Source organism: Sorangium sp. So ce204 (genome assembly GCF_051526795.1).
Classification (GTDB): domain Bacteria; phylum Myxococcota_A; class Polyangia; order Polyangiales; family Polyangiaceae; genus Sorangium; species Sorangium cellulosum_B.
Genome location: NZ_CP150317.1, coordinates 3,511,185 through 3,532,015, shown reverse-complemented (window position 1 = coordinate 3,532,015; position 20,831 = coordinate 3,511,185). Strand labels below are relative to the sequence as shown.

At 70.0% G+C, this 20,831-nt stretch carries 15 protein-coding genes; 8 read left to right on the top strand and 7 right to left on the bottom strand.

What is annotated here, in order from left to right:
• Positions 1-276 precede the first annotated feature (276 nt).
• Positions 277-2,007, bottom strand: coding sequence for an OmpA family protein (locus WMF22_RS13430; RefSeq protein WP_437301560.1), 1,731 nt, complete (start codon positions 2,005-2,007; stop codon positions 277-279).
• Positions 2,008-2,775: 768 nt separating this feature from the next.
• Here WMF22_RS13430 and WMF22_RS13425 point away from each other — a divergent pair.
• Positions 2,776-3,555 carry a formylglycine-generating enzyme family protein gene (locus tag WMF22_RS13425; RefSeq protein WP_438036002.1) on the top strand — a complete coding sequence of 260 codons (780 nt, stop codon included), beginning with the start codon at positions 2,776-2,778 and terminating at the stop codon, positions 3,553-3,555.
• 209 nt (positions 3,556-3,764) lie between these two features.
• Here the strand turns inward: WMF22_RS13425 and WMF22_RS13420 are convergent, their stop codons facing one another.
• The 4 genes from WMF22_RS13420 to WMF22_RS13405 form a co-directional block, all read right to left on the bottom strand.
• Positions 3,765-5,522 (bottom strand): FG-GAP repeat domain-containing protein, encoded by a 1,758-nt coding sequence (locus WMF22_RS13420; RefSeq protein WP_438036001.1) that lies wholly within the window; start codon positions 5,520-5,522, stop codon positions 3,765-3,767.
• A 20-nt stretch (positions 5,523-5,542) separates the two neighbouring features.
• A complete protein-coding gene (locus WMF22_RS13415) occupies positions 5,543-7,423 on the bottom strand; it encodes an IgGFc-binding protein (protein WP_438036000.1) in 1,881 nt (626 codons plus the stop codon).
• Positions 7,424-7,722: 299 nt separating this feature from the next.
• Entirely contained in the window at positions 7,723-8,751 is a 1,029-nt protein-coding gene (locus tag WMF22_RS13410) for a cytochrome d ubiquinol oxidase subunit II (protein WP_012235070.1), read from the bottom strand.
• Positions 8,741-10,102, bottom strand: coding sequence for a cytochrome ubiquinol oxidase subunit I (locus WMF22_RS13405; protein ID WP_438035999.1), 1,362 nt, complete (start codon positions 10,100-10,102; stop codon positions 8,741-8,743). The genes WMF22_RS13410 and WMF22_RS13405 overlap by 11 nt, the downstream gene beginning before the upstream one ends.
• Before the next feature lie 145 nt (positions 10,103-10,247).
• Here WMF22_RS13405 and WMF22_RS13400 point away from each other — a divergent pair, with 145 nt between their 5' ends.
• The 3 genes from WMF22_RS13400 to WMF22_RS13390 are packed head-to-tail and all read left to right on the top strand — an operon-like array spanning position 10,248 to position 13,393.
• A complete protein-coding gene (locus WMF22_RS13400; protein WP_438035998.1) occupies positions 10,248-11,558 on the top strand; it encodes a thymidine phosphorylase in 1,311 nt (436 codons plus the stop codon).
• A 49-nt stretch (positions 11,559-11,607) separates the two neighbouring features.
• Positions 11,608-12,639, top strand: coding sequence for a sensor histidine kinase (locus tag WMF22_RS13395; protein WP_438035997.1), 1,032 nt, complete (start codon positions 11,608-11,610; stop codon positions 12,637-12,639).
• Positions 12,640-12,688: 49 nt separating this feature from the next.
• A complete protein-coding gene (locus tag WMF22_RS13390) occupies positions 12,689-13,393 on the top strand; it encodes a response regulator transcription factor (RefSeq protein ID WP_437299477.1) in 705 nt (234 codons plus the stop codon).
• Positions 13,394-13,558: 165 nt separating this feature from the next.
• Here WMF22_RS13390 and WMF22_RS13385 read toward each other — a convergent pair whose 3' ends face one another.
• Positions 13,559-13,999 carry a hypothetical protein gene (locus WMF22_RS13385; RefSeq protein ID WP_437299476.1) on the bottom strand — a complete coding sequence of 147 codons (441 nt, stop codon included), beginning with the start codon at positions 13,997-13,999 and terminating at the stop codon, positions 13,559-13,561.
• 129 nt (positions 14,000-14,128) lie between these two features.
• Positions 14,129-14,596: a DUF3293 domain-containing protein gene (locus WMF22_RS13380; protein ID WP_012235064.1), complete on the bottom strand. Its 468-nt coding sequence runs from the start codon at positions 14,594-14,596 to the stop codon at positions 14,129-14,131.
• A 292-nt stretch (positions 14,597-14,888) separates the two neighbouring features.
• Here WMF22_RS13380 and WMF22_RS13375 point away from each other — a divergent pair, with 292 nt between their 5' ends.
• Genes WMF22_RS13375 through WMF22_RS13360 form a run of 4 tightly spaced genes read left to right on the top strand, consistent with a single transcriptional unit; the run spans position 14,889 to position 20,762 of the window.
• Positions 14,889-15,974: an ABC transporter ATP-binding protein gene (locus WMF22_RS13375; protein ID WP_437299475.1), complete on the top strand. Its 1,086-nt coding sequence runs from the start codon at positions 14,889-14,891 to the stop codon at positions 15,972-15,974.
• Positions 15,971-16,717, top strand: a complete 747-nt coding sequence (locus tag WMF22_RS13370) for an ABC transporter permease (RefSeq protein WP_437299474.1) — start codon at positions 15,971-15,973, stop codon at positions 16,715-16,717. The genes WMF22_RS13375 and WMF22_RS13370 overlap by 4 nt, the downstream gene beginning before the upstream one ends.
• Positions 16,717-18,423, top strand: a complete 1,707-nt coding sequence (locus WMF22_RS13365) for a GldG family protein (RefSeq protein ID WP_438035996.1) — start codon at positions 16,717-16,719, stop codon at positions 18,421-18,423. The genes WMF22_RS13370 and WMF22_RS13365 overlap by 1 nt, the downstream gene beginning before the upstream one ends.
• Positions 18,423-20,762 carry a DUF4340 domain-containing protein gene (locus WMF22_RS13360; protein ID WP_438035995.1) on the top strand — a complete coding sequence of 780 codons (2,340 nt, stop codon included), beginning with the start codon at positions 18,423-18,425 and terminating at the stop codon, positions 20,760-20,762. The genes WMF22_RS13365 and WMF22_RS13360 overlap by 1 nt, the downstream gene beginning before the upstream one ends.
• The last annotated feature ends 69 nt before the right edge of the window (positions 20,763-20,831 follow it).

Sequence of the window (20,831 nt, the reverse complement as noted above, 5' to 3'; positions counted from 1 at the left end):
CCCCTTCCCTCCGCTGCTGCGCGAGGAGCGGGTAGGCCGCGAGCGTTAGCACAGCGCGCCGCGCGGATTGCAGCGCCGCGTGTCTTCCTCTAGTTTCCCGGGCGTTTCGCCGGGTGGACACCGCACGAGGGACGACCACTGGCCAGCCGGAGCGGCTGGCCGGGCCGACCCCGGCCGGCTCTCAGGAGATGACGTTTGCGTGCACATGCCGGGGCACGTGCACGCAAACGTCGCTTGATCTCGGGGGGAGGATCGGCCAGCCGCTCCGGCTGGCGCTTACCGGCCCTCGATCGTCTGCGACTTGATATGGAACTCGACGCGGCGGTTGCGCTGCCGGCCTTCCGGCGTGTCGTTGGACAGGAGCGGCCGGCGGGAGCCATAGCCGATGGAGGTGAGCCGCTCCGACTGAACGCCCTTGTTGATCAGGTAGACCCTGACCGCGATGGCGCGGTTGTGCGCGAGCCGGTCGTTGTAGTCGATGGTGCCCTGGTTGTCGGTGTGCCCCTCGATGCTGAGCAGCTTGATCTCGGGGTTCGCCTTGAGCAGGCGCACGACCTCGTCGAGGATCGGATAGCTCTGCGGGAGGATCCTGGAGCTGTCGAACTCGAACTCGACCTGCTTCATGATCTCGATCTCGGCGGAGCCCGTGATCCTGCGGATGTAGAAGGGGCAGCCGTTCTTCTCCGGGTCTTCGACGACGACCTGCCCCGGCTCCTTCGGGCACTTGTCCTCGGCGTCGGGGATGCCGTCCTGGTCCGCGTCCTCCTCGGGGCAGCCGTCGCGATCGTCGATGCCGTCCTTGTCCTCGGGGTCGTCCGGGCACTTGTCGACGACGTCGGGGATGCCGTCGCCGTCGCGGTCGGGCATGTCCGGACATCCGTCGCTCGGCTTGGGCTGCTTGCCGTCCTCGGGGTCCTCCGGGCAGAGGTCGATGACGTCGGGGTAGCCGTCGCCGTCGGTGTCCTTCTCCGCCGTGATCACGTAGTTGAAGCCGGGCGAGCGGGCGTCGGAGTCGGCGATGCCGAACGAGCCGCCGACGAGGGCGACCCCCCGGAAATCGGGCGCGTAGCCGCCGCTCATGCGGGTGCCGACGCCGGCGCCGACGTAGACCGCCTTGTCCTTGGTGAGGAACATCTTGCTGTTGAGCTGCCACTCGATGGGCGAGGCATCGAGCTCGCCCGCGGTCTCCTTGAGGAGGCCGAACGAGCCGAAGATCTCGGCCCCCAGGCGGAGCTTGCCGTCGAGGAGCGGGACGTAGCCGCCGACGCCGTACGTGAGCTCGCTGCCCACGACGAGCTCGTTGAGCGCCACGCGCGGCCGGATGGCGACGCCGGTGTTCAGGGTGACGAAGAAATCCTTGAAGTCGTACTCGGCGCCGAGGCCGAACGAGCTGCTCACGCCCCTGTCGCCGGCGAACGAGTAGTTGTTGCCGATGGGCACGAAGACCGCGCCGGTGACGCCCAGCCGGAAGCGGCGCTCGTCGAGCTCCAGGGCGACGAAGCGCGCGTCGACCCGGAGGTCCATCGGGGTGGCGGTCTTCAGGTCGACGCTCTGGTTGAGGCCGAGCTCGCGGTGGTAGGTCTGGTTGCCGTCCTGGAACAGGACGATGGGGAACGCGACCTGGAGGGCGCCGCGGCCGAGGATCTCGACGCCCGCGTTCAGGTAGGTGATGAGCTGGGAGGTGACGGGCCCGTCGCCCTCGAGCCGGTCCTCGATGGCGAGGTTGTCAACGTAGTTGTCGTCGCGAAGCGGGTGGACCGACACCCCCAGCCCGAGCTGCCCGAAGAAGCGCGTCCGTTCCCCCATGTGCGGGCGCCAGACGCCGATCCCGTCGTCGGGGGCGCCGGCCATCCTGAGGCGATCGAGGTAGAAGGTCCGGTCCTGCGCGCGGGCGGCGGAGGGCGCCAGCGCGGCGAGGGCCGGTGCGGCCAGGGCCGCTGCGGTCAGCGCGCAGCGAAGGCGCGACGGGCGTCGCGGCGCACGGCCCGGCAGGTTTCGTCGATCCATCACGGTGAGCTGTCCTCCAAGCAACGCTCGAAAAACGAGGTTGACGCGGGCGTTCCGCCGCATGCGGGCCGGCGTCCGGGCGGGAGACTACTCGGGCCGGGGGAGGATGTCTCCTGGGTCGAACCAGGAGGTGCGAGGAGGGCGGCGGGAGGGCGCTGCTGTGTCCGGGGCGCGCGGGGTCGAGGCGGCGGGCTGGCGCGCGGGTGCTTCCGCGTCGTCGGTGCGGTGTGTAGCGTGGGCCGCGTGGCGACGGTGAAGAAGCGGCGAACGGGCTACGGCGCGGGCGCGCGGATGGCTCCGCTGGCAGTTGCGGCCGGGATGACCAGCTGCGGCCTGATGCTCGGGCTCGACGACTTCAAGGACGCTCCGCGGGCGGGTGCTGGGGGCGGCGGAGCCGGTGGCGGCAGCGGCAGCGCCTCGAGCTCCAGCGCAGGAGGATGCGCGCACGACGAGCGCGACTGCGTCGGCGATACGCCCCGACAGTGCGCGGATGGGGAGTGGGTTCAGCAGCGGCCTTGCAGTGGAGAGACGCCAGTCTGTGCAAAGGGCCGTTGTGTACCGTGCACCGAGGGCGAGCGAGGGTGCTCAGGTGAGAAGCCGAGGCGCTGCGAAGGGGGCGCATGGGTCGAGGAGGCGCCGTGCGCGACGCCGTTCCCGGGGTGCCGCGACGGGGTGTGCGTCCCCACGAGCTGCCAGGGCGGCGACGCGCCTGGCACGGGACTGAGCTGCGGGGCCGACGGGGACAACGATTGCTGCGCCGCTGACGTCGTGGCGGGAGGAACGTTCGACCGCAGCAATAACGAGAGCTACCCAGCCACCGTCAGCGACTTCAGGCTCGACAGATACGAGGTCACGGTAGGACGATTTCGGACGTTCGTGGAGGCGCTGAAGGGGACGCGCAGGGATCCCCCGGCGCTCGGAGCGGGGGAGCGCCCCGGCGTGGCCGGCAGCGGGTGGCGCTTCGAGTGGACGTCCTCGCTCACCGCAAACACCCAGGAGCTAAAAGCGCAGCTCGAATGCGACTACTACCCGACATGGACCGACGAGCCGGGGCCCAACGAACACCGGCCGATCCATTGCGTCACGTGGTATGAGGCCTTCGCGTTCTGCGTATGGGACGGGGGCTACCTGCCCACCGAGGCCGAGTGGAACTACGCCGCCGCTGGCGGCGCGGAGCAGCGAATGTATCCGTGGGGTGAGTCGAGAGAGCGCGGGTTCGCTGCCAACGAGTGCAGGGGGAACGGCTCCTCCAGCGGATGCGGCATCGCCGCGTTCCTGCCTGTTGGCTCGTTCTCGCCGTCCGGCGATGCGAAGTGGGGCCACGCCGACATGCTGGGAAACGTCTCGGAGTGGACCCTGGATTGCAGCGGTGATTATCCGATGCCGTGCGAGGACTGCTCGAACCAGGGCTGCTCCGTCTCATCAGGATACGTGGTTCGCGGTGGGAATGCCATCGCCCCGCTGTACGATACAGTGTTCAGAAACAGGGAAGACCGCACAGTCAGGACCCAGGGCGTGCGCTGCGCCAGAAAGGCCCAGGCTGAGTGACAAGCTCGACCGATGAGGCGCCGATTTCGGATGTCAGCGTCGGCACCTCCCACGAGATCCGTGGACAGAGATTGACCCGGGGCGCTCCGCCGCACTCCGATTAGGCCGAGGACTGAGGTAGCTTGCAACGGCGATCGACGTCTCGCGCGTCAAACCACGAGGAGCGAGGAGCGCTGCGGAAGGTGGCGCGTGCGGCGCCCACGCCGGCTTCACCGATGCGCCACAGCGAAGCCGAACTCTCTATCATCTGAAGGTTGCGCAATCACGGCATCCTCAGTCATAGGACTTGCCACCACTGAGCGCCCGAAATAGAGGTAGACGACATTCTCCTCCGTCATGGCGACCGTAAAATCCGAGTAGCCGTCCCCATTGACATCTCCAGGCGACCCCAGACGCTGCCCTGTCCGGTCTTCAATAGCATTTCTGTAAATTGCGACATCCGGCTCGCCCAGGTTCGATTCACCATCACCCAGATACAGAAGCACCTTGGGCGACCGGTCGGCAACTGCAACATCATCGAACCCATCATTATTGACATCACCAACCGCCGCGACCGTCAAGCCAAACGAGTCGCTTCCCGTGAGGGTCACGCTCGGCGTCGTCTCTAGCCCCTGCGGCCCACCGAGGTAGACATACGCACGATTATCTCTATGAACTCCAATGATGACGTCGTCAAATCCATCGCCATTGACATCACCAGCGGCACCGAACGAGGTAACGAACCGGGATTGACCGGAGGGGTCTACGAGCTCTACCTTCGGCGCAGAATCGACCCCTCGGCCCGGGTTTCCTTGATAGACGCGCACGACGTCACGATCGATTGTGTGAAACACCACCATCACGTCGGAAAACCCGTCTCCGTTGACGTCACCCGCCGATGAAACGAGCGAGGTCGCGTTCTCCCGGTTCTCTACGCGCTCGCCGAGCTCGAGATCGATCGGCGCGTCGAGCCCCGACGAGCTCCCCAGATACAACGACGCAGTCAACCAAGAGCGCTCAGTTGTCCCGACGATAACATCAGCGAATCCGTCACCATTAACGTCGCCAGCAGGCGCCATATAGGGCCCGATATACCCCTCCACCGAATTACCATCGACATCAAAACGACCCAAATCGAACCGATCCCTACTGCTGCCACGATACACGAACGCCTTATCTCTATAAGGCGCCGCAACCAGCACATCGGCATACCCGTCTCCATCGACGTCACCGGCGCACGACAAAGACATCCCGAAGCCATCGTTGGCCTCGATGGGACTGGAGACGATGCCATCGTTATCCAGATTGAATTGCGCACCAGAGGTTCCGTAGTAGAAATATATGGCGCCTCTGGTAGGACTGCGACCGTAGGCGCTGATGGCGACATCGTCATAGCCATCAGCATTGTAGTCGCACTTGGTCCGGCCAACATTGACCCACCGCTCGGGCGAAAAATCTGAGCAGCTCCCCTGCACGCAGGCGCGCACACGCCAGTAATATCGCCGCCCAACGGGCGGAAGCAGCGCTATCTCCAGATCCTCTGCCGGCTGGTGCTCCGTAAGCTCGGTGATGACCGAGACGGCCTCATTCGCGCCTAGATCGGTGCCATACTCCAATTCGTACTCGATGGGAGCGCCGGACGGCGACGTCGACGCCTCCCACACAAACCGGGGCCTACGCGAACCGGCCTTCCGTTGGGCCCCCAGATAGGCGTCGTTCCGCGGGAGCCGCAGGACGGGTACTGTCGGCGGTCCCCTCGATCCGTCGCCGCCGCCAGACGTCGCCTCCCCGCTACCATCGCCGCCAGACGCCACCCCCCCGCCGCTGCCAGCCACCGGATGGGTAGGCGTGTCGACGAACTCGTCGAGGCCGAGGATCTTGCTGCAGCCCGTGAGAAAGACGAGTGCGAACCATCCCACTTCAGGCCCGAAGACCACATTGGATCGACGAGTTCTCATGACATTAACAAAAAAAATCGTACCGAACACACCGATGTCAAGCGGCGGCCCTAGTTTGCCACGGGAGGGATCTCGACATTATTGATGGGCAGGAATCCAGCACCGGCGGGGTATGCGTAAGAAACACGATAATTTTGCTGAATTGCACCCCATCCCCAGACCGTGACGCCGAAGGGGAGTTCGCTCCGCATCTCGTGTCGACCGTTCACGCACCCATTCACCGACTGCCACTCCCCGGTCATCAAATCAACAACAGTATACTCGTAGCTACCGTCACCAACAGGAGTCCACCCCGTGAGCTTCCCAACACAATCCAGCTCAACATCGGCAAATTCACCATTCACCCTCGATCGGGTACGGACGACAACGAGGCTCGTCTCCGGGTAAGTCGGATCGGTAAAAAACGCGTAATAATCGAGATACTGAGACGGCGGGATTACATTGACCCACTCTGGGTCCCCAATACCCCCGAAGAGAGAACCACCCGTCATATACTGACCGACATAGAACGGATGGTTAGCATCCTGACTTTTGACAATAAAAGGCTCACCTGTCGCGAACTCATACACTTCGCCCAGCCGCAGCTCCTCAGGCGCATTCTCTGGCCTCGATGGCTCCCAAGTGAGCCGCGTGCCGTCAACCATGCCCACAATTCGGTACGGCGGCGACTCATCCTGCTCCGTTCGGTTCCGGTGTCGAACCGCGACGTACTCGCTCCCGGTAGCTCTGACGGGCGCGATTTGCTGCTGTCCAGAGTCGCAATCACGAACATCACTGCCCGCAGGCACGAGCATGCAAGCATGCGCCCCGAATAGGCCAACAGGCTTGGTCGATTGAATTGGACTCCCGGTCAGCTCAGCCCGCTGTGTAATCTGCAGGAATTCGCCAGCATTCAGCGTATACGTCTTCGCTTCACCCGCGCTCGCGGGCTCAACGCCGTCCCCCGCCTCTACATTCACCTTGGGAAGGATAGTAACCGCAGTATCATCTTCATGAGCGACGATGGCCAACGAAGGATAGGCACCATTGTACGCTGGAGACTGCGACTCTGACTCCGAGTACCCATTTATAGCCACGTAGTTGCTATCCCACGCACTCGTCGGAAGCAGAAGCGTAGCCGAGGTGAATGACGCCTTACCTCCACCGTACGGAAGGATCTGGTAGGCCACGACTGGGAAGTCGGTCGTGATGTGAAAGGCCTTTCCGCGACCGGTGATTGGCTCGCCCGGAAACTCTGGGACGCCGGTTTCCTCATCCAGCGCTCCGGGCGCTGGGCAGTCCTCAATACCGCCCCCAGCAGACAACCTCGACAGGAACAGGACAGCAACTTGCCCCGCGGCAAGCTCATTGGTGTCAGCATACTTCGTGTAGGAAACGCTCTTCGTCTGCTCGTTCCATTCGGGAATGTAGGCGAAGGTGTTAACTGGAAGCTGCTCGCCATCGCGCTCAACGTTGATGTGAACCGGCAAGTTCCACGTATTCGCGACAATTGCAGCGAAACATGCGCCCTGGGTGGTCGGCCGCAGCGCCGTCTTCAGCGCCCAGTAATCGCATCCGTACGAGCTCTTCGACTCCCGCGCCGCCGTGCACGGGTCCGGCACGCACTGCGCATTGAGGCACCCCTCTTCAGGCTTGCACTCCTCGATCGTCGCACCATTGCAGCTGATGACCTTCTTCAGATCGTTGGAGCACGTGTACTCGCACCGCCCCCCCTCCCCGAAGGTCCCCGTGCTCCCCGCCTCCCCACCGGCGCCGCCGGTGCCGCTGCCGCTGCCGTTGCCGCTGCCGCCGGTCCCGGTGGGGCCCGAGCCGGAGCCGGTGAGCCCATGACGGTACGAGTCCGTGCACGCGGCGAACGAGCCCGTCACACCGGCTGTCGCTGCAAGTAACCCCACAATCGCGTGTCGACGGTATCTAGCCATGTTCGCCATCTCTACAGGGCTCCTTCCCCCACAAGCATCCTGAAACTTCGCGCCTTCGAGCGTAACACGGTTCGCCCGCCATGGGGAGGCTCGCGAAAGCGTTCGCATTTTTTCGGGGGCGTCGCGAGAGCGGGTTGCATGTCCCAGGAATGCAATGGACGACCCCCATCGCGCCATCGCCCCCTGGCGTCCGGACGGACACAGAGCCGCTGTTCAGCCAGCCGTCCTCACGCCTCCCCTGCGGGTAGGTCGAGGTGGTGCATCAGATTTGGCCACCGCGACTTCCACGTACGTCGGCCCCACTCCGCTCAATGGTCGTCGTCGCCGTCCGACGCAGCCCCCGCCCGGCCGCTGCCGAAGACGCGGAAGAGCACGTACAGCGATGGGAACAGCAGCACGGATCCGACGCCGAGCACCCAGACAAGCAATCGCAACGTCCTCGGGTTCGCCGCCGCGCCCTCGAGCGTCACGTCGGGCACCACCAGGAACGGGTACTGCGAGGCCGCCCAGCCGAGCAGGATCAGCGTGACCTGCGCCGCCGCCGCGAAGCGCGCCAGGCGGAAACGGCGGGTCCACAGCGCGAAGAACGCCGCGGTGGCCGCGAGGCCCGTCGTGACATGGAGCGGCCACGTGATCGGATGATCCGTCAGCCCCTCTCGAATGAGCGGGGCGCCCCGGAACGACGCCGCGAACGACGCCAGCGCGAGCGCGGCCACCACGCAGCCCGAGGCGAGCGCGCGCCGCCGGAAATCGTCGACCAGCGCAGGCTCCTTCGCCTCGTTCGTCAGGTACACCGCCGCGAGGAACGCGAACAGCGCCAGCGCGAACAGCCCCACCACGAACGGAAACAGCGAGAGCCACGGCGCGAAGAAGCCGCTCGTCACCACCCCCGACGCCACCCGGATCCGCCCGGACGCCACCGCGCCGACGATCATGCCGAGCAGCACCGGGGCGATCACGCTCGCGAGCGAGAAGACGAAGCCCCAGCGCTTCTGCCGCCGATCCCCCCGGGAGTCGTAGCTGCGGAAGCTGAACGCCGAGCCGCGAAACACGACGCCCACGAGGAACAGCGTCAGGGGGACGTGCAGCGCGATCGAGATCGCCGCGAACGCGGGAGGGAACGCGGTGAAGAGCAGCACAACGACCAGGATGAGCCACACGTGGTTGGCCTCCCAGATCGGGCCGATGACCCGCTCGATGAGGGCGCGCTGCTCCCGCTTCCGCGGGCCGGAGGCGAGCAGATCCCACACGCCGCCGCCGAAATCGGCGCCCCCGAGCAGCGCGTACAGCACGAGCGCCGCCATCATCACCCCGCCGATGAACCACTCAGTGCGCATCAGCCTCGCCTCCCCCGGACGCACGCGGCGCGCCGCCGCCGCCGCCGCCCGTCACCCCGAGCGGCGCCGCGCGGAGCTGGCGCACGAGCAGGTAGACCACCACCACGCCGAGAAAGACATAGAGCGCCGTGAACGTCCAGAAAGGCGCCGCGAGGTGCGGGAACGGGGTCACCGCGTCGCGCGTGCGCATCGCGCCCCGCACGATCCACGGCTGGCGACCGAGCTCCGTCACCAGCCAGCCCGCCTCCATCGCCACGATGCCGAGCGGGCTCGCCAGGATCGCCGCCCAGAGGAACCAGCGCTGATCCGGGATCCCCCTGCGGCGCCACGCGAGCACCGCCCCGACCACCGCCAGCAGCGCCATCGCGGAGCCCGCGCCCACCATCACCTGGAACGAGAGGTGCGTCGCTGTGACCGGCGGCCACTCGTCCCGCGGGACCGCATCCAGCCCGGGCACCACCGCGTCAGGATCCGCGTGCAGGAACACCGAGAGCCCCGCCGGGATTTCGATCGCGTAGTCGACCTCGCCCCGCTCCACGTCGGGCAGGCCGCCGACGAGGAGCGGCGCGTGGGCCGAGGTCTCGAAGTGCGCCTCCATCGCCGCGAGCTTGGCGGGCTGCCCCGTCCCGACCGCCACCGCCGCGTAGTGACCGACGAGCGGCTGCGCCAGCGCCGTCACCCCGGCGATCGCGAACGTCACCGCGAACGCCTTGCGGAACAGCGGGCTCGACGGGTGCCGCAGGAGCACCAGCGCGTGGATCCCCGTCATCACGAACGCCGTCGCCTGATAACACGCGAGGATGCCGTGCAGCGTCTCGTGCTTCCACGGCGGGCTGAACATCGCCGCGACCGGGTCGATGTTCGCCGGGCGCCCGTCGACCATCGTGAACCCGGCAGGGTCGTTCATGCAGGCGTTCACCAGGATCACGAAGAACGCGGACAGCGCGCCGCTCAGCGCGACAAGCGCGCCCGAGAGCAGGTGCAGCCTCGGCGAGAGCTTGCCGCGCCCGTAGAGGTAGATGCCGAGGAAGATCGCCTCCGTGAAGAACGCGAACCCCTCGAGCGAGAACGGGAGCCCTATCACCTCTCCGAACGTCCCCATGAAGCTCGGCCACAGGAGCCCGAGCTCGAACGAGAGCACCGTCCCCGACACGGCGCCCACAGCGAACAGGATCGCCGTCCCCTTCGCCATGCGCTTCGAGAACTCGAGGTAGTCTCGATCGCCCGTCCGGTGCCAGAGCGCGTCCGCGATGACCATGATCAGCGGCAGCGCCACCCCGGCGGCGGCGAAGATCATGTGAAATGCCAGCGACAGGCCCATCTGGGCCCGGGCATAGAGGAGGCTGTTCATGAGGCCCTCTGCGGCTCCCTTCTCCCGCGCGACCGCTCCCTGTGCCGTGCCGCTCTCCTGCGGGGACGGTCCGCGCGCTCCCGCCGACCATAGGGGGGCCCGCGCCAGGGACAAATAGGGGCGAACCCGGGTAAGCTCGACGCCGATGCAGACCCTTGTCGAGCTCGTCGCCAAGAAGCGCGACGGCGGGCGGCTGTCCGAGGACGAGATCGCGCGGATCGTCCGCGCCCTCAGCGACGGCGAGCTCGCCGATTACCAGATGGCCGCGCTGCTCATGGCGATCTTCTTCCGCGGCATGGACGACGCCGAGACGGTCGCGCTCACGCGCGCGATGCTCCACTCGGGCGACGTCCTCGATCTGTCCGGCGTGCCCGGACGGAAGGTCGACAAACACTCGACCGGCGGCGTCGGCGACAAGGTCTCGATCTGCCTCGCCCCCCTCGTCGCCGCCTGCGGCGTCCCCGTCCCGATGGTGTCCGGCCGCGGCCTCGGCCACACCGGAGGCACCCTCGACAAGCTCGAGGCGATCCCGGGGTTCGACGTCGCGCTCGACGCCGGCGCGTTCGCGCGCATCGTCCGCGAGGTGGGGACGTGCATGATCGGGCAGACCGCGCGGATCGCGCCCGCGGACAAGCGCATCTACGCGCTGCGCGACGTGACCGCCACGGTCGAGTCGATCCCGCTCATCGTCGCCAGCATCCTCTCGAAGAAGCTCGCGGAGGGCATCGACGCGCTCGTGCTCGACGTCAAGGTCGGGCGCGGCGCGTTCATGAAGACCCTCGGCGACGCCCGCGCCCTCGCGACCGCGCTCGTGCGCGTCGGGACCGCGGCCGGCAAGCGCGTCTCCGCGCTGCTCACCGACATGAGCGCCCCGCTCGGGCGCGCCGTCGGCAACGCCATCGAGACCCGCGAGGCGATCGAGGTGCTGCACGGCCGCGGGCCGGGCGACCTGGTCGCGTGCACGCTCGCCCTCGGCGAGGAGATGCTGATCGCCGGCGGCGCGGCGGCGAGCGCGGCCGAGGCGCGGCCGAAGCTCGAGGCCGCCATCGCGAGCGGCGCGGCGGCCGAGGTCCTCGCGCGGATGATCGCCGCGCAGAAGGGCGATCCGGCCGTGGTGCAGGACGCCGGCCGGCTGCCTAGCGCCCCCGTCGTTGTCGAGGTCGCCGCCCAGGACGAGGGGTACGTCGCCGCCGTCGATCCGCTGGAGATCGGCCTGTCGGCGGTCGCGCTCGGCGCCGGGCGGACGCGCGCCGACCAGCGCGTGGACCCCGCCGTGGGGATCGAGCTCGCCGCGGTGCGCGGCGATCGCGTGGACCGCGGCGCGCCCCTCGCCCGCATCCACGCGCGCCGGGCGGACGACGCGCGGGCCGCGGCCGATCGCGTCCGCGCCGCCTTCCGGCTCGGCCCGGCGCCCGCCGAGGCGCCCGCGCTCGTGCTGGAGCGGATCGAGGCATAGGCGCGCGCGGCGGCTCGCCGGCGGCGCGGGGCCCCACTAAGCTGCCGGCATGCGGACCCCGAGGCGCGACCTCACCACGCTCGGCTACCGGCGGATCATCCAGCTCCTCGTCTACCTGGTCATCATCCCCGGCGTGCTCCTGTCGGGCGTCGGCTTCCTCCTGCTCGTCCTCGGCGAGGCCCAGTACAACCTCATCATGGGGATCATCGTCCTCACGTTCTGCGGGACGCTCGCGACCGGGGTCATCCTCGTGTGGGTCTTCCTCCGGCGCGAGCGCAACCTGTCCGAGCTCCAGGCCGATTTCGTGTCCAAGGTCTCGCACGAGCTGCGCACCCCGCTCACGTCGATCCGGATGTTCACCGAGACCCTCACGCTCCGGCGCGGCGACACGATCAGCGAGGATCGCTGCATCGAGGCGCTCACCAAGGAGAGCGCCCGCCTCCAGCAGCTCATCGATCGGCTGCTCGACTGGGGGCGGATGGAGAGCGGCCGGCGCGTCTACGAGCTCTCGGAGCACCACCTCGGGGAGATCGCCGACGAGGCGATCCACGCCTTCGAGCCGACCCGCGAGAAGCGCAGCGTCGACCTCGACGTCTCCATCGACGCGAACCTCCCGCCCGTGCTCTGCGATCGCAGCGCGCTCGTCGACGCGATCGTGAACCTCCTCTCGAACGCCTACAAGTACGGCGGCCAGCCGAGGAAGATCAGCGTCTCCGCCCACGTCCTCAACCGGTCGGCGCTGCTCACGGTCCGCGACAACGGCAAGGGCATCGCCCGCGCGGAGCACAAGCGGATCTTCGAGAAGTTCTACCGGGTCGACGATCTCCTGGCCCGGCAGCAGGAGGGCTCGGGGCTCGGGCTGTCGATCGTCAAGCATGTCATCCGGGCGCACGGCGGCAAGATCCTCGTCGACAGCGAGCCCGGGAAGGGCAGCACGTTCACCCTCGTGCTCCCGCTCCGGAGCGCGCCCAAGGCGAGCGCCGAGCGACGCGCTCCGAACGCCGCGCACGCCGCGCCCGCGGTCGCCGCGGCGCACAACGACGCGTCGGATCACGGCGCCGACGCGAGCGCGCCGCCGTAGCGCGGCCGCCGCCGGTCAGGACGTGAACATGCTAGAGGACGTCCTCAGCATGACCCGAACCCCTCAGACACCGGCGCGGACCGTCCTGCTCGTGGAGGACGACCCCAGCATCGCGATGGGTCTCGAGATGAACCTGACCGCCGAGGGCTACCGCGTCCTCGTGGCCGAGGACGGGGAGCGCGGGCTCGCGCTGGCCCGCGGCGGCGGGATCGATCTCATCATCATCGACGTCATGCTCCCCCGGCTGAACGGCTTCGAGCTGCTCCGCATGCTCCGGAACGAGCGGCGCACCCTGCCGGTGATCATGCTGTCCGCGCGCGGCGCCGAGATGGACAAGGTGATGGGCCTCGAGCTCGGCGCCGAGGACTACATCACGAAGCCGTTCAGCCTGGCCGAGCTGCTCGCGCGCGTGAAGGCCGTGCTCCGGCGCGACGCGATCGCGCGCGCCGACGGGGCGCAGCTGCGCGCCGGCGACATCGTGATCAACGCGGCGACGCGCGAGGTCCGCCGCGGCGACGCGCTGATCGAGCTCACGGCGACCGAGTTCGACGTGCTGCTCTGCCTCGCCGAGGCGGGCGGCAGGGTCCTGTCGAGGGAGCAGATCCAGGCCAAGGTCTGGGGCCCGACGCACCACGGGACCCCGCGCACCATCGACAATTTCATCCTCCAGCTCCGCAACAAGCTGGAAGAGAACGCAACGACGCCGCGCCACCTGCTGACGGTGCGCGGCGTCGGCTATCGCTTCGTCCCCTAGAGCGGCGGTCACCCGCTTCGGATACGGGCCCACCTCGACGTTTTCGGTGCTCAGCGCACAGGAGTGCGCTTGCGCGCCGAAAACGCCGATCTGGGCCCATCTCCTGTGCGGGAGACCGTCGCTCTGTTCGGCGGTCGGAGGGCGAGCGCTCCGGGGGGCGCCCTGTCAGGGCGCCTGACAGAACTTGTTGATGTTGTCGACGAGGGGATCTTCCTGCTTGATCGCCTTCTCGATCGACGCCTGGGCGGCGTTGCTCTTCTCCGCGTCGTTGGCGTCCGCCGCGGTCGCGAGATCGCGCGCCGCCTTGGCGACGTCCTTCGCCATGGCCTGGTACTCGCCCGAGAACTTCTGCAGCTCCGGGGTGGTCAGCTTCACCTGCGCCGCGTCGGCCGCCACCTTGTCCATCGCGTCGGCCATCGCCTTCAGCTCGCTCGACCCGCCCTGGTCGGTGCCGGCCTTGGTGCCTTTCTCGATGCTCTGAACGCCCTTGTTGATGACCTCGATGAGCGCGTTGCACTCCGAGACCTTGTTCTGGCCGCAGCCGCCAGCGCCGGCGACGAGCCCGAGCGCCGCGACGAGCGCTGCGAGGGTGACCTGGGTGCGCATTCTGCTGTGTCTCCTCATGTGGTGAGCGAGGCCGGTCCGCCCATCCCTAAACGCCTAGGCATGAACCCACATTTTGCGGGTACGTTTCAACATGGAATCCGCGATCGACGTCCACGACCGCCGCGTGGGTCAGGACCGCACCCGCCAGTTCCCCTGGAAAGTTCGGCCGATGTCGTCGGCTGTGGGATCGGTGATGATGAGCTCCGGCCGGCCGCCTTGCGCGAACACGATCGTGTTCTGCCGGAAGACGCGGCCGAAGGCGATCGCCTCGTCCCGGTCCATGCCGTGGACGAGCCACGCCGGCTCGCGCCAGATGCCCTCCGGCTCCGCCTCGGAGCCGACGCACGGCTCCACCCGGTAACAGCCGAGGATCAGGAGATCGCGGAGGACGTGGTGGCGCTGATCGTTGACCCGGCGGGGGATGAGCATCGAGCGCGGGTTGTAGGCGGTGAGCACCGCGAACTTGCGGGTCAGGAGCTCGGGGAGCCCGGCCTGATCCTGGACGATCTCGCCGTCCAGCGAGACGCGCAGCGTCCCCGCCGGGGTGGGGAACTCGTAGATGGTCGAGAAATACGACCGGAGGAGCGTCTGATCCATCGTGCAGCGGTGGTGTGAGGGGGCCGCGGCGCTCGGCGCACCGGGTGCGTCGCCTTGCAGAGGGGCCCGTGGCGTGAGCGCCCGGGCCGCCGGGCGCGACGGCGCAGGGTTACCAGAGACGCGCGGCTCTGGCTACTCGCCGGCGCCGCTCGCGGCCAGACCACCGCCAGACCACGCCAGACCGGCGCGCGCTTCCCCTGCCCCGCCCGGTGCGCTAAGCGTTCCGCGCGATCGACCGGCCTGCCCGCGCGCACCGCGCCGGCGGCCCTGACCCCCTGCGCCCGATGCCACGATGATCGAGGTCGAGCACCTCTCCAAGTCCTACGGCCCCCACCAGGCGGTGAGCGACCTCTCGTTCCAGGTGAGCCAGGGGGAGATCGTCGGGTTCCTCGGGCCGAACGGCGCGGGCAAGAGCACGACCCTCCGCATCCTCGCGGGGTTCCTCGGCGCGACGTCCGGCCGGGTGCGGATCGCCGGCCACGACATCGCGGAGGAGCCGATGCGCGCGCGGGCCTCGCTCGGGTACATGCCCGAGACCTCGCCGCTCTACCCGGAGATGCGCGTCTCGGAGTACCTCGCGTTCCGCGCCGAGCTGAAGCTCGTGCCGCGGCGCGCGCGCGGCGAGGCCGTGGCGCGCGCCCTCCGCGACGCGCACGTCGAGGACGTCGCGAGCGTCCTGATCGGCCACCTCTCGAAGGGCTACCGCCAGCGGGTCGGCCTCGCGGACGCGCTCGTCGGCGACCCGCCGCTGCTCATCCTGGACGAGCCGACGGCGGGCCTCGATCCGAACCAGATCCGCGAGGTGCGCGCGCTCGTGCGCCGGCTCGGCCGTGACCGCACGGTGCTGCTCTCGACGCACATCCTCTCCGAGGTCGAGGCGACGTGCACGCGGGCGCTCGTGATCGCCCGCGGGAGGCTCGTGGCGGAGGGCTCGATCGACGAGATCCGCGCGATGCGCCGGTCGTCCGGCGCCCGCGTCGTCGTGCGCGGCGCGGTGGACGCGGCGCTCGCGGTGGCGCGCGGCGCGGCGCAGGTCCGCTCGGCCGAGGCGGAGGACGCCGGCGAGGCGGCGCGGCTCACGGTCGAGTTCGACGCCGGCGCCGACGCGGGCGAGGCCGCCGAGCGCCTCGTCGCCGCGCTGGTCGCCGCGGGCCTCGGGGTGCGCGAGCTCGTCCCCTGGGCCCCTTCGCTGGAGCAGGTCTTCTCCGAGCTGACCGCGGCCGACGACGCCGGCGCGCGGGGCGGCGCCGGAGAGCCGGCCGAGCCCGGGGCGGAGGGCGGCGAGGCGCCTCGGCCGGCGGCCGGGGACCGGAACCAGAAGAAGAAGGGCAGCGCGGCCCGGCGCGGCGAGGGCGGCGCGGTGAAGGAGCGGCGGTGAGGGGCTTCTGGCCGATCTTCAAGCGGGAGCTCTTCTCGCTCTTCGTGACGCCGCTCGCGTGGGTGCTGATCACCACGTTCCTGCTGGTGCAGGGCGTGCACTTCTTCCTGATCGCGACGCAGTTCGCCGGCGAGGTGGAGCTCTCCGCCGACACGGGCCCGGTGCAGGTCTTCTTCGGCCAGACGATCCTGATCTACCTGCCGCTGCTCTTCGTCTGCCCGCTGCTCACGATGCGGCTCTTCGCGGAGGAGCGCAGGAGCGGCACGATCGAGGCGCTCCTGACGGCGCCGGTCGGCTCCGCCGGCGTGGTGCTGGCGAAGTACGCCGCGGCCCTCGTGACGTACGTCGCGATGTGGGCGCCGACGCTGCTCTACGTCGTCCTCATCGGCAGGACCGGCGAGCTCGACTGGCGGGTCGTGGGGTCGAGCTACCTCGCCGTCTTCGCGGTCGGCGCCGGCTACCTCGCGATCGGGACGATGACCAGCGCGCTCACGAAGAGCCAGCTCATGGCCGCGGTGCTCAGCACGATGGCGGTGATGGGCATGTTCATCCTCGGCATCGGCGAGTTCATCTTCCCGGACGGCCCGGCCCACGACCTCTGCGCCTACGTCTCGGTGTGGACGCAGATGAACGACTTCTCCCGGGGGATCGTCGATCTGCGCCGCCTCGTGTTCGACGCGACGGTGGTCGCGCTGCCGCTGTTCGTGACCGTGCGCGCGGTGGACGCGTGGAGGTGGGGCTGATGTCCGGAGAGCGGCCCGCGCAAGCCGGGGCTCCGCCGCCGGGCACCTCGCTCGGCGAGAAGCTCTCGACGAGCGTCGGGATCATCGCGGCGATGGTGCTCGCGGTGCTGGTCAACTTGCTCGTCGCCCGCCACTACAAGCGCTGGGACTGGACGCAGGGCGGCCTGTACACGCTGAGCGACGCGACCGTCTCGACGCTGCGCTCGATCGAGGAGCCGATCCGCGTCTACGTCCTGCTCTCGGAGGGCGACCCCCTGACGCTCTCGGTGCGGCACCTGCTCGACGCGTACCGGGCCGAGAACCCGCGGATCGAGGTCGAGGTGACCGATCCCGACCGGCGCCCGGCGGAGTTCCTGGCGGTGCAGCAGCGCTACGGCGTCGTCGCGGGCAAGACGGACGACGGGCGCATCGTCACGGACGCGGCGATCATCGTCGCGCGCGGCGATCGGCCCCATTTCCTGACGGCGAGCGACCTCGTCGAGGTCGAGGACGAGGACGACCTGCGGTCGCGCCCGCGGCTCGAGCAGGCGCTCACCGGCGCGATCCGGAGCGTCCTGCGCAGCGAGCGGCCGCTGATCTGCTTCGCGGCCGGGCACGGCGAGAAGTCGATCGAGGCCGGCGGCGCCGGCGGGCTCGCGGCGCTGAAAGACCGGCTCAACAAGAACAACTACGAGGTCGTGGCGCTCGGCGGCCGCCGCGGCGCGGACGGCCACGACCACGGCGACGAAGACGAAGAGGAGGCTCTCGCCGCGCCGGCGGAGCCCGCGCCGGAGGTCGATCTCGACCGCTGCCGGGTGCTCGTCCTCGCCGGGCCGAGCCGGCCGGTGCCGGCCAGCGACGTGGCCCGCTACCGCGCGTTCATCGAGAGGGGCGGCAGCGCGCTGATCGCGCTCGGGCCCGTGCCGGACGAGAGCGATCAGCGGTACGTGGACCTCGGGCTCTCGGGCCTGCTCGCCGTGGCGGGGGTCGAGCTCCGGTCGGACTTCGTGTTCGAGCTCGACCCGAAGCTCCGGTCGACGCAGGGCTTCGGCGAGACCTTCGCGCCGATCGTCAGGCCGCACCCGATCACCGAAGGACTGATCAAGGCGGCCGATCTCGGGCTCGGCCCGGTGCTCACCGTGGCGAGCTCGCTCGCGCCCACGGCGAGCGGGCCGGTGGTCCCGGCGCCCCTGCTCGTGACGAGCGACAAGGCCTTCGGCATGGTCGATTTCTTCGGCTGGGCCCGGGATCCGTCCGAACCGAAGCCGCGCGACGGCGATCACCCGGGTCCGCTCACGGTCGCCTGCGCCTCGGAGCTGCCGAAGCCCGCGGGGTCCAGCGCCGCGCACGGGCCGCGCGTCGTGGTGGTCGGCTCGCCCGGCGTGCTCTACGGCGCGAACTGGCAGAGCCCCGAGCTCCGCGGGACAGCCGTGCTCGTCGAGAGCGCGCTGTCCTGGCTCGCGGCGAGCCCGCCCATGCTCGACATCCCGGACAAGCCGGCGTTCACGGCGGGCCTGCGGATCAGCGAGGACTCGCTCGCCGGGATCTTCCGCTACGTCATCGTGTACATGCCGCTCGCCGCGGCCCTCCTCGGCCTCGCCGTGTACCTGGCGCGGCGCGGCTCCGAGCGCCGCCCCGGCGACAAGGGGGGCCCCGGCGCGCCGGCCGGACGCGACGCGCGCGGCGCGCCGGCCGGGGCCGGGGCCGAGCGCGAAGGATCGCCGTGATGCGGCCGCTGCGCCGGCACGCGACGACGCTGCTCCTTGTCGCGCTCACCGCCGCGGCGGCCGTCGCGCTGCTCGTCCTCGACCGGGGCTCGGTGTCCACCGACGAGGCCGAGCGGCGCAAGAAGCACCTGATCGAAGCGTGGCGACCCGACGAGATCACCGAGCTCACCGTCACGATGGCCGCGCCCGGCGCGCCGCGGACCGCGCGGCTCACCCGCGGCGAGGTCGACGACGCCGGCCAGCGCCCCTGGAACGTCGAGATCGACGGGCAGCGCTACCCGGCCGACGAGCCCACGGTCGACCAGCTCCTCGGCACGCTGGAGTTCGCGACCGCGGAGCGGCGCGTCTCCGCGGAGGCGAGCGACCCGGGCGCCCTCGGCCTGGCCCCGCCCAGGCTCTCGATCGCGCTCGCGATGGGCCCGCGCCGCGAGCGCCTGCTGCTCGGCGGCGGCGCCCCGACGCCGCCCGGCGCGGTCTACGCCGAGGTCGCGGGCCGAGGCGTCTTCGTCATCACGAAGCAGCTCGCCTCGGCCCTCGAGGTGCCGCCGGATCGCTTCCGCTCGCGGAGCTTCGTCCCCTACGTCGCCGCGGAGCTCTCGGGCCTCACGCTCGAGGGCGACGGCGGATCGCGGCGGTTCTCGCGCGCCCCCTGGGGCGGCGGCCGCGGGGCCGGCTTCCGCTTCGCGGAGGGCTCGCCCGAGGGCAGCGGCGTCCGGGTCAGCGCGCCGGCGCTCGATCTCGTGCTCTCGGCGCTCGACCGCATGCAGGCCGAGGCGTTCCTCTCGGAGGAGGAAGCGCGGCAGGCCGCGTCCTCCGGCGGCCCCCGGGTCACGCTGACGCTGGAGCCGAGCGATCCCGCGGCGAAGCGCGGCGTGATCGACGTGGGCGGCGCCTGCCCGGGCAGGCCCGATCACGTCGTCGCGGCGCGGCGCGAGCCCGCGCGCGCGGCCGCCTGCGTGCCCGCGAGCGTGCTCGAGCCGCTCACCGAGGAGGCGTCGCGCTTCGTCGATCTCGCGCTCGTCGCCGCGCCGCTCGACGAGGTCGCCGAGGTGAAGCTCGCCGCCGGCGAGCGTTCGCTGGAGCTCGCGCGCGCCGGCAGCGAGTGGCACCTGCGGGCTCCCCAGGACCGGCCTGTCCCGACGGAGACGGGCCGCGCCCTGGTCCAGGCGATCCTCGACGTGCGCGCCGCGCGCCTCCTGCCCGGGGCGAGCGATCGCGCGGCGATCGGCCTCGCCTCGCCTCGGGCCACCCTCCGCGTCGTCTCGACGCCGCCGGGCGCGGTCGCCGAGGGCGAGCCGCAGGAGCGGATCGAGACGCTCGAGATCGGCGCCGAGCAGGCCGGCGTGGTGCACGTCCGGCGGCTCGAGGACGGCGCGATCGCCGAGATCCCGGCCGTGGCCGCCGGCGCGCTCCTTCCTTCCGAGGTGTCGCTACGCTCCATGAAGGTGTTCGATTTCACCCCCGATCGGGTCAGCGCGCTGCGGATCGAGCGCCCCGGCCTGGTCCAGCGGCTCCGCCGGACGGGCGAGGGCGCCTGGCGGCTCGTCGATCCGACAGGCGAGGGCCTCGCGGCCGACAGCGGGCTGGCCGACGAGCTCGCCGAGCTGCTCGCCGGCCTCCAGGCCGAGCGCTGGATCGCCGAGGAGGCTGGCCAGAGCCACGAGCTCGGCGCGCCCCGGCTCGTGGTCGAGGCCGAGCTCGACCCCGCGCCGGAGCCCGGCGGTGGAAGCACCGGCGCGGCGACGCGCGCGGCCCGGGTGGCGCTCGGCGCGCGCGCAGGCGCGGGCTCCTTCGCGCGCGCCGGGGACGGCGCTGCGGTGTTCGTCGCGCCGCCGGCGCTGGAGGCCGCGGCCGGTCGCCTGCTGCTCCGCCGCGACGTCTTCCTCGTCCCGCCTCACGAGATCGCGCGGGTGACGCTGGCCCCTCGGGAAGCGAAGCCGGTCGTGATCGAGCGCTCGCCGGAGGGCTTCACGATCGCGGGAGCGGCCGATCAGGCGACCGCCGCCGCGCTGGCCGCGAGCGTCCGGGACGCGCTGGCCGAGCTTCGGGCCGAGGGCGCCGTCGCGCTGGGCGAGCCGGAGCGGCGCCATGGCCTCGGCCCGCCGCGCCTCCGGGTCACCGTCGAGTTTTCCCGGCCGCAGGCCGCCCCGGCGGAGGAAAGCGGCGCGGTCCCGTCGCGGGCGCCGGTGGGGTCGTTCACGTTCGCGATCGGCGCGGGCGACGCCTTCCGCGGCACGAACGTCGTCTACGCCCGGCGCGACGACGTGCGCGCGGTCTACGCCATCGCGCAGTCCCGGGTGCGACCGCTCCTCGAGGCGGCGGGCATCGCGGGCGACTGAGCGGTCCGCGGCCCGATCGAACGGACTATTTCGTTCTGATGGCTCACCTGTGCTAGGCGACGTGCTGGA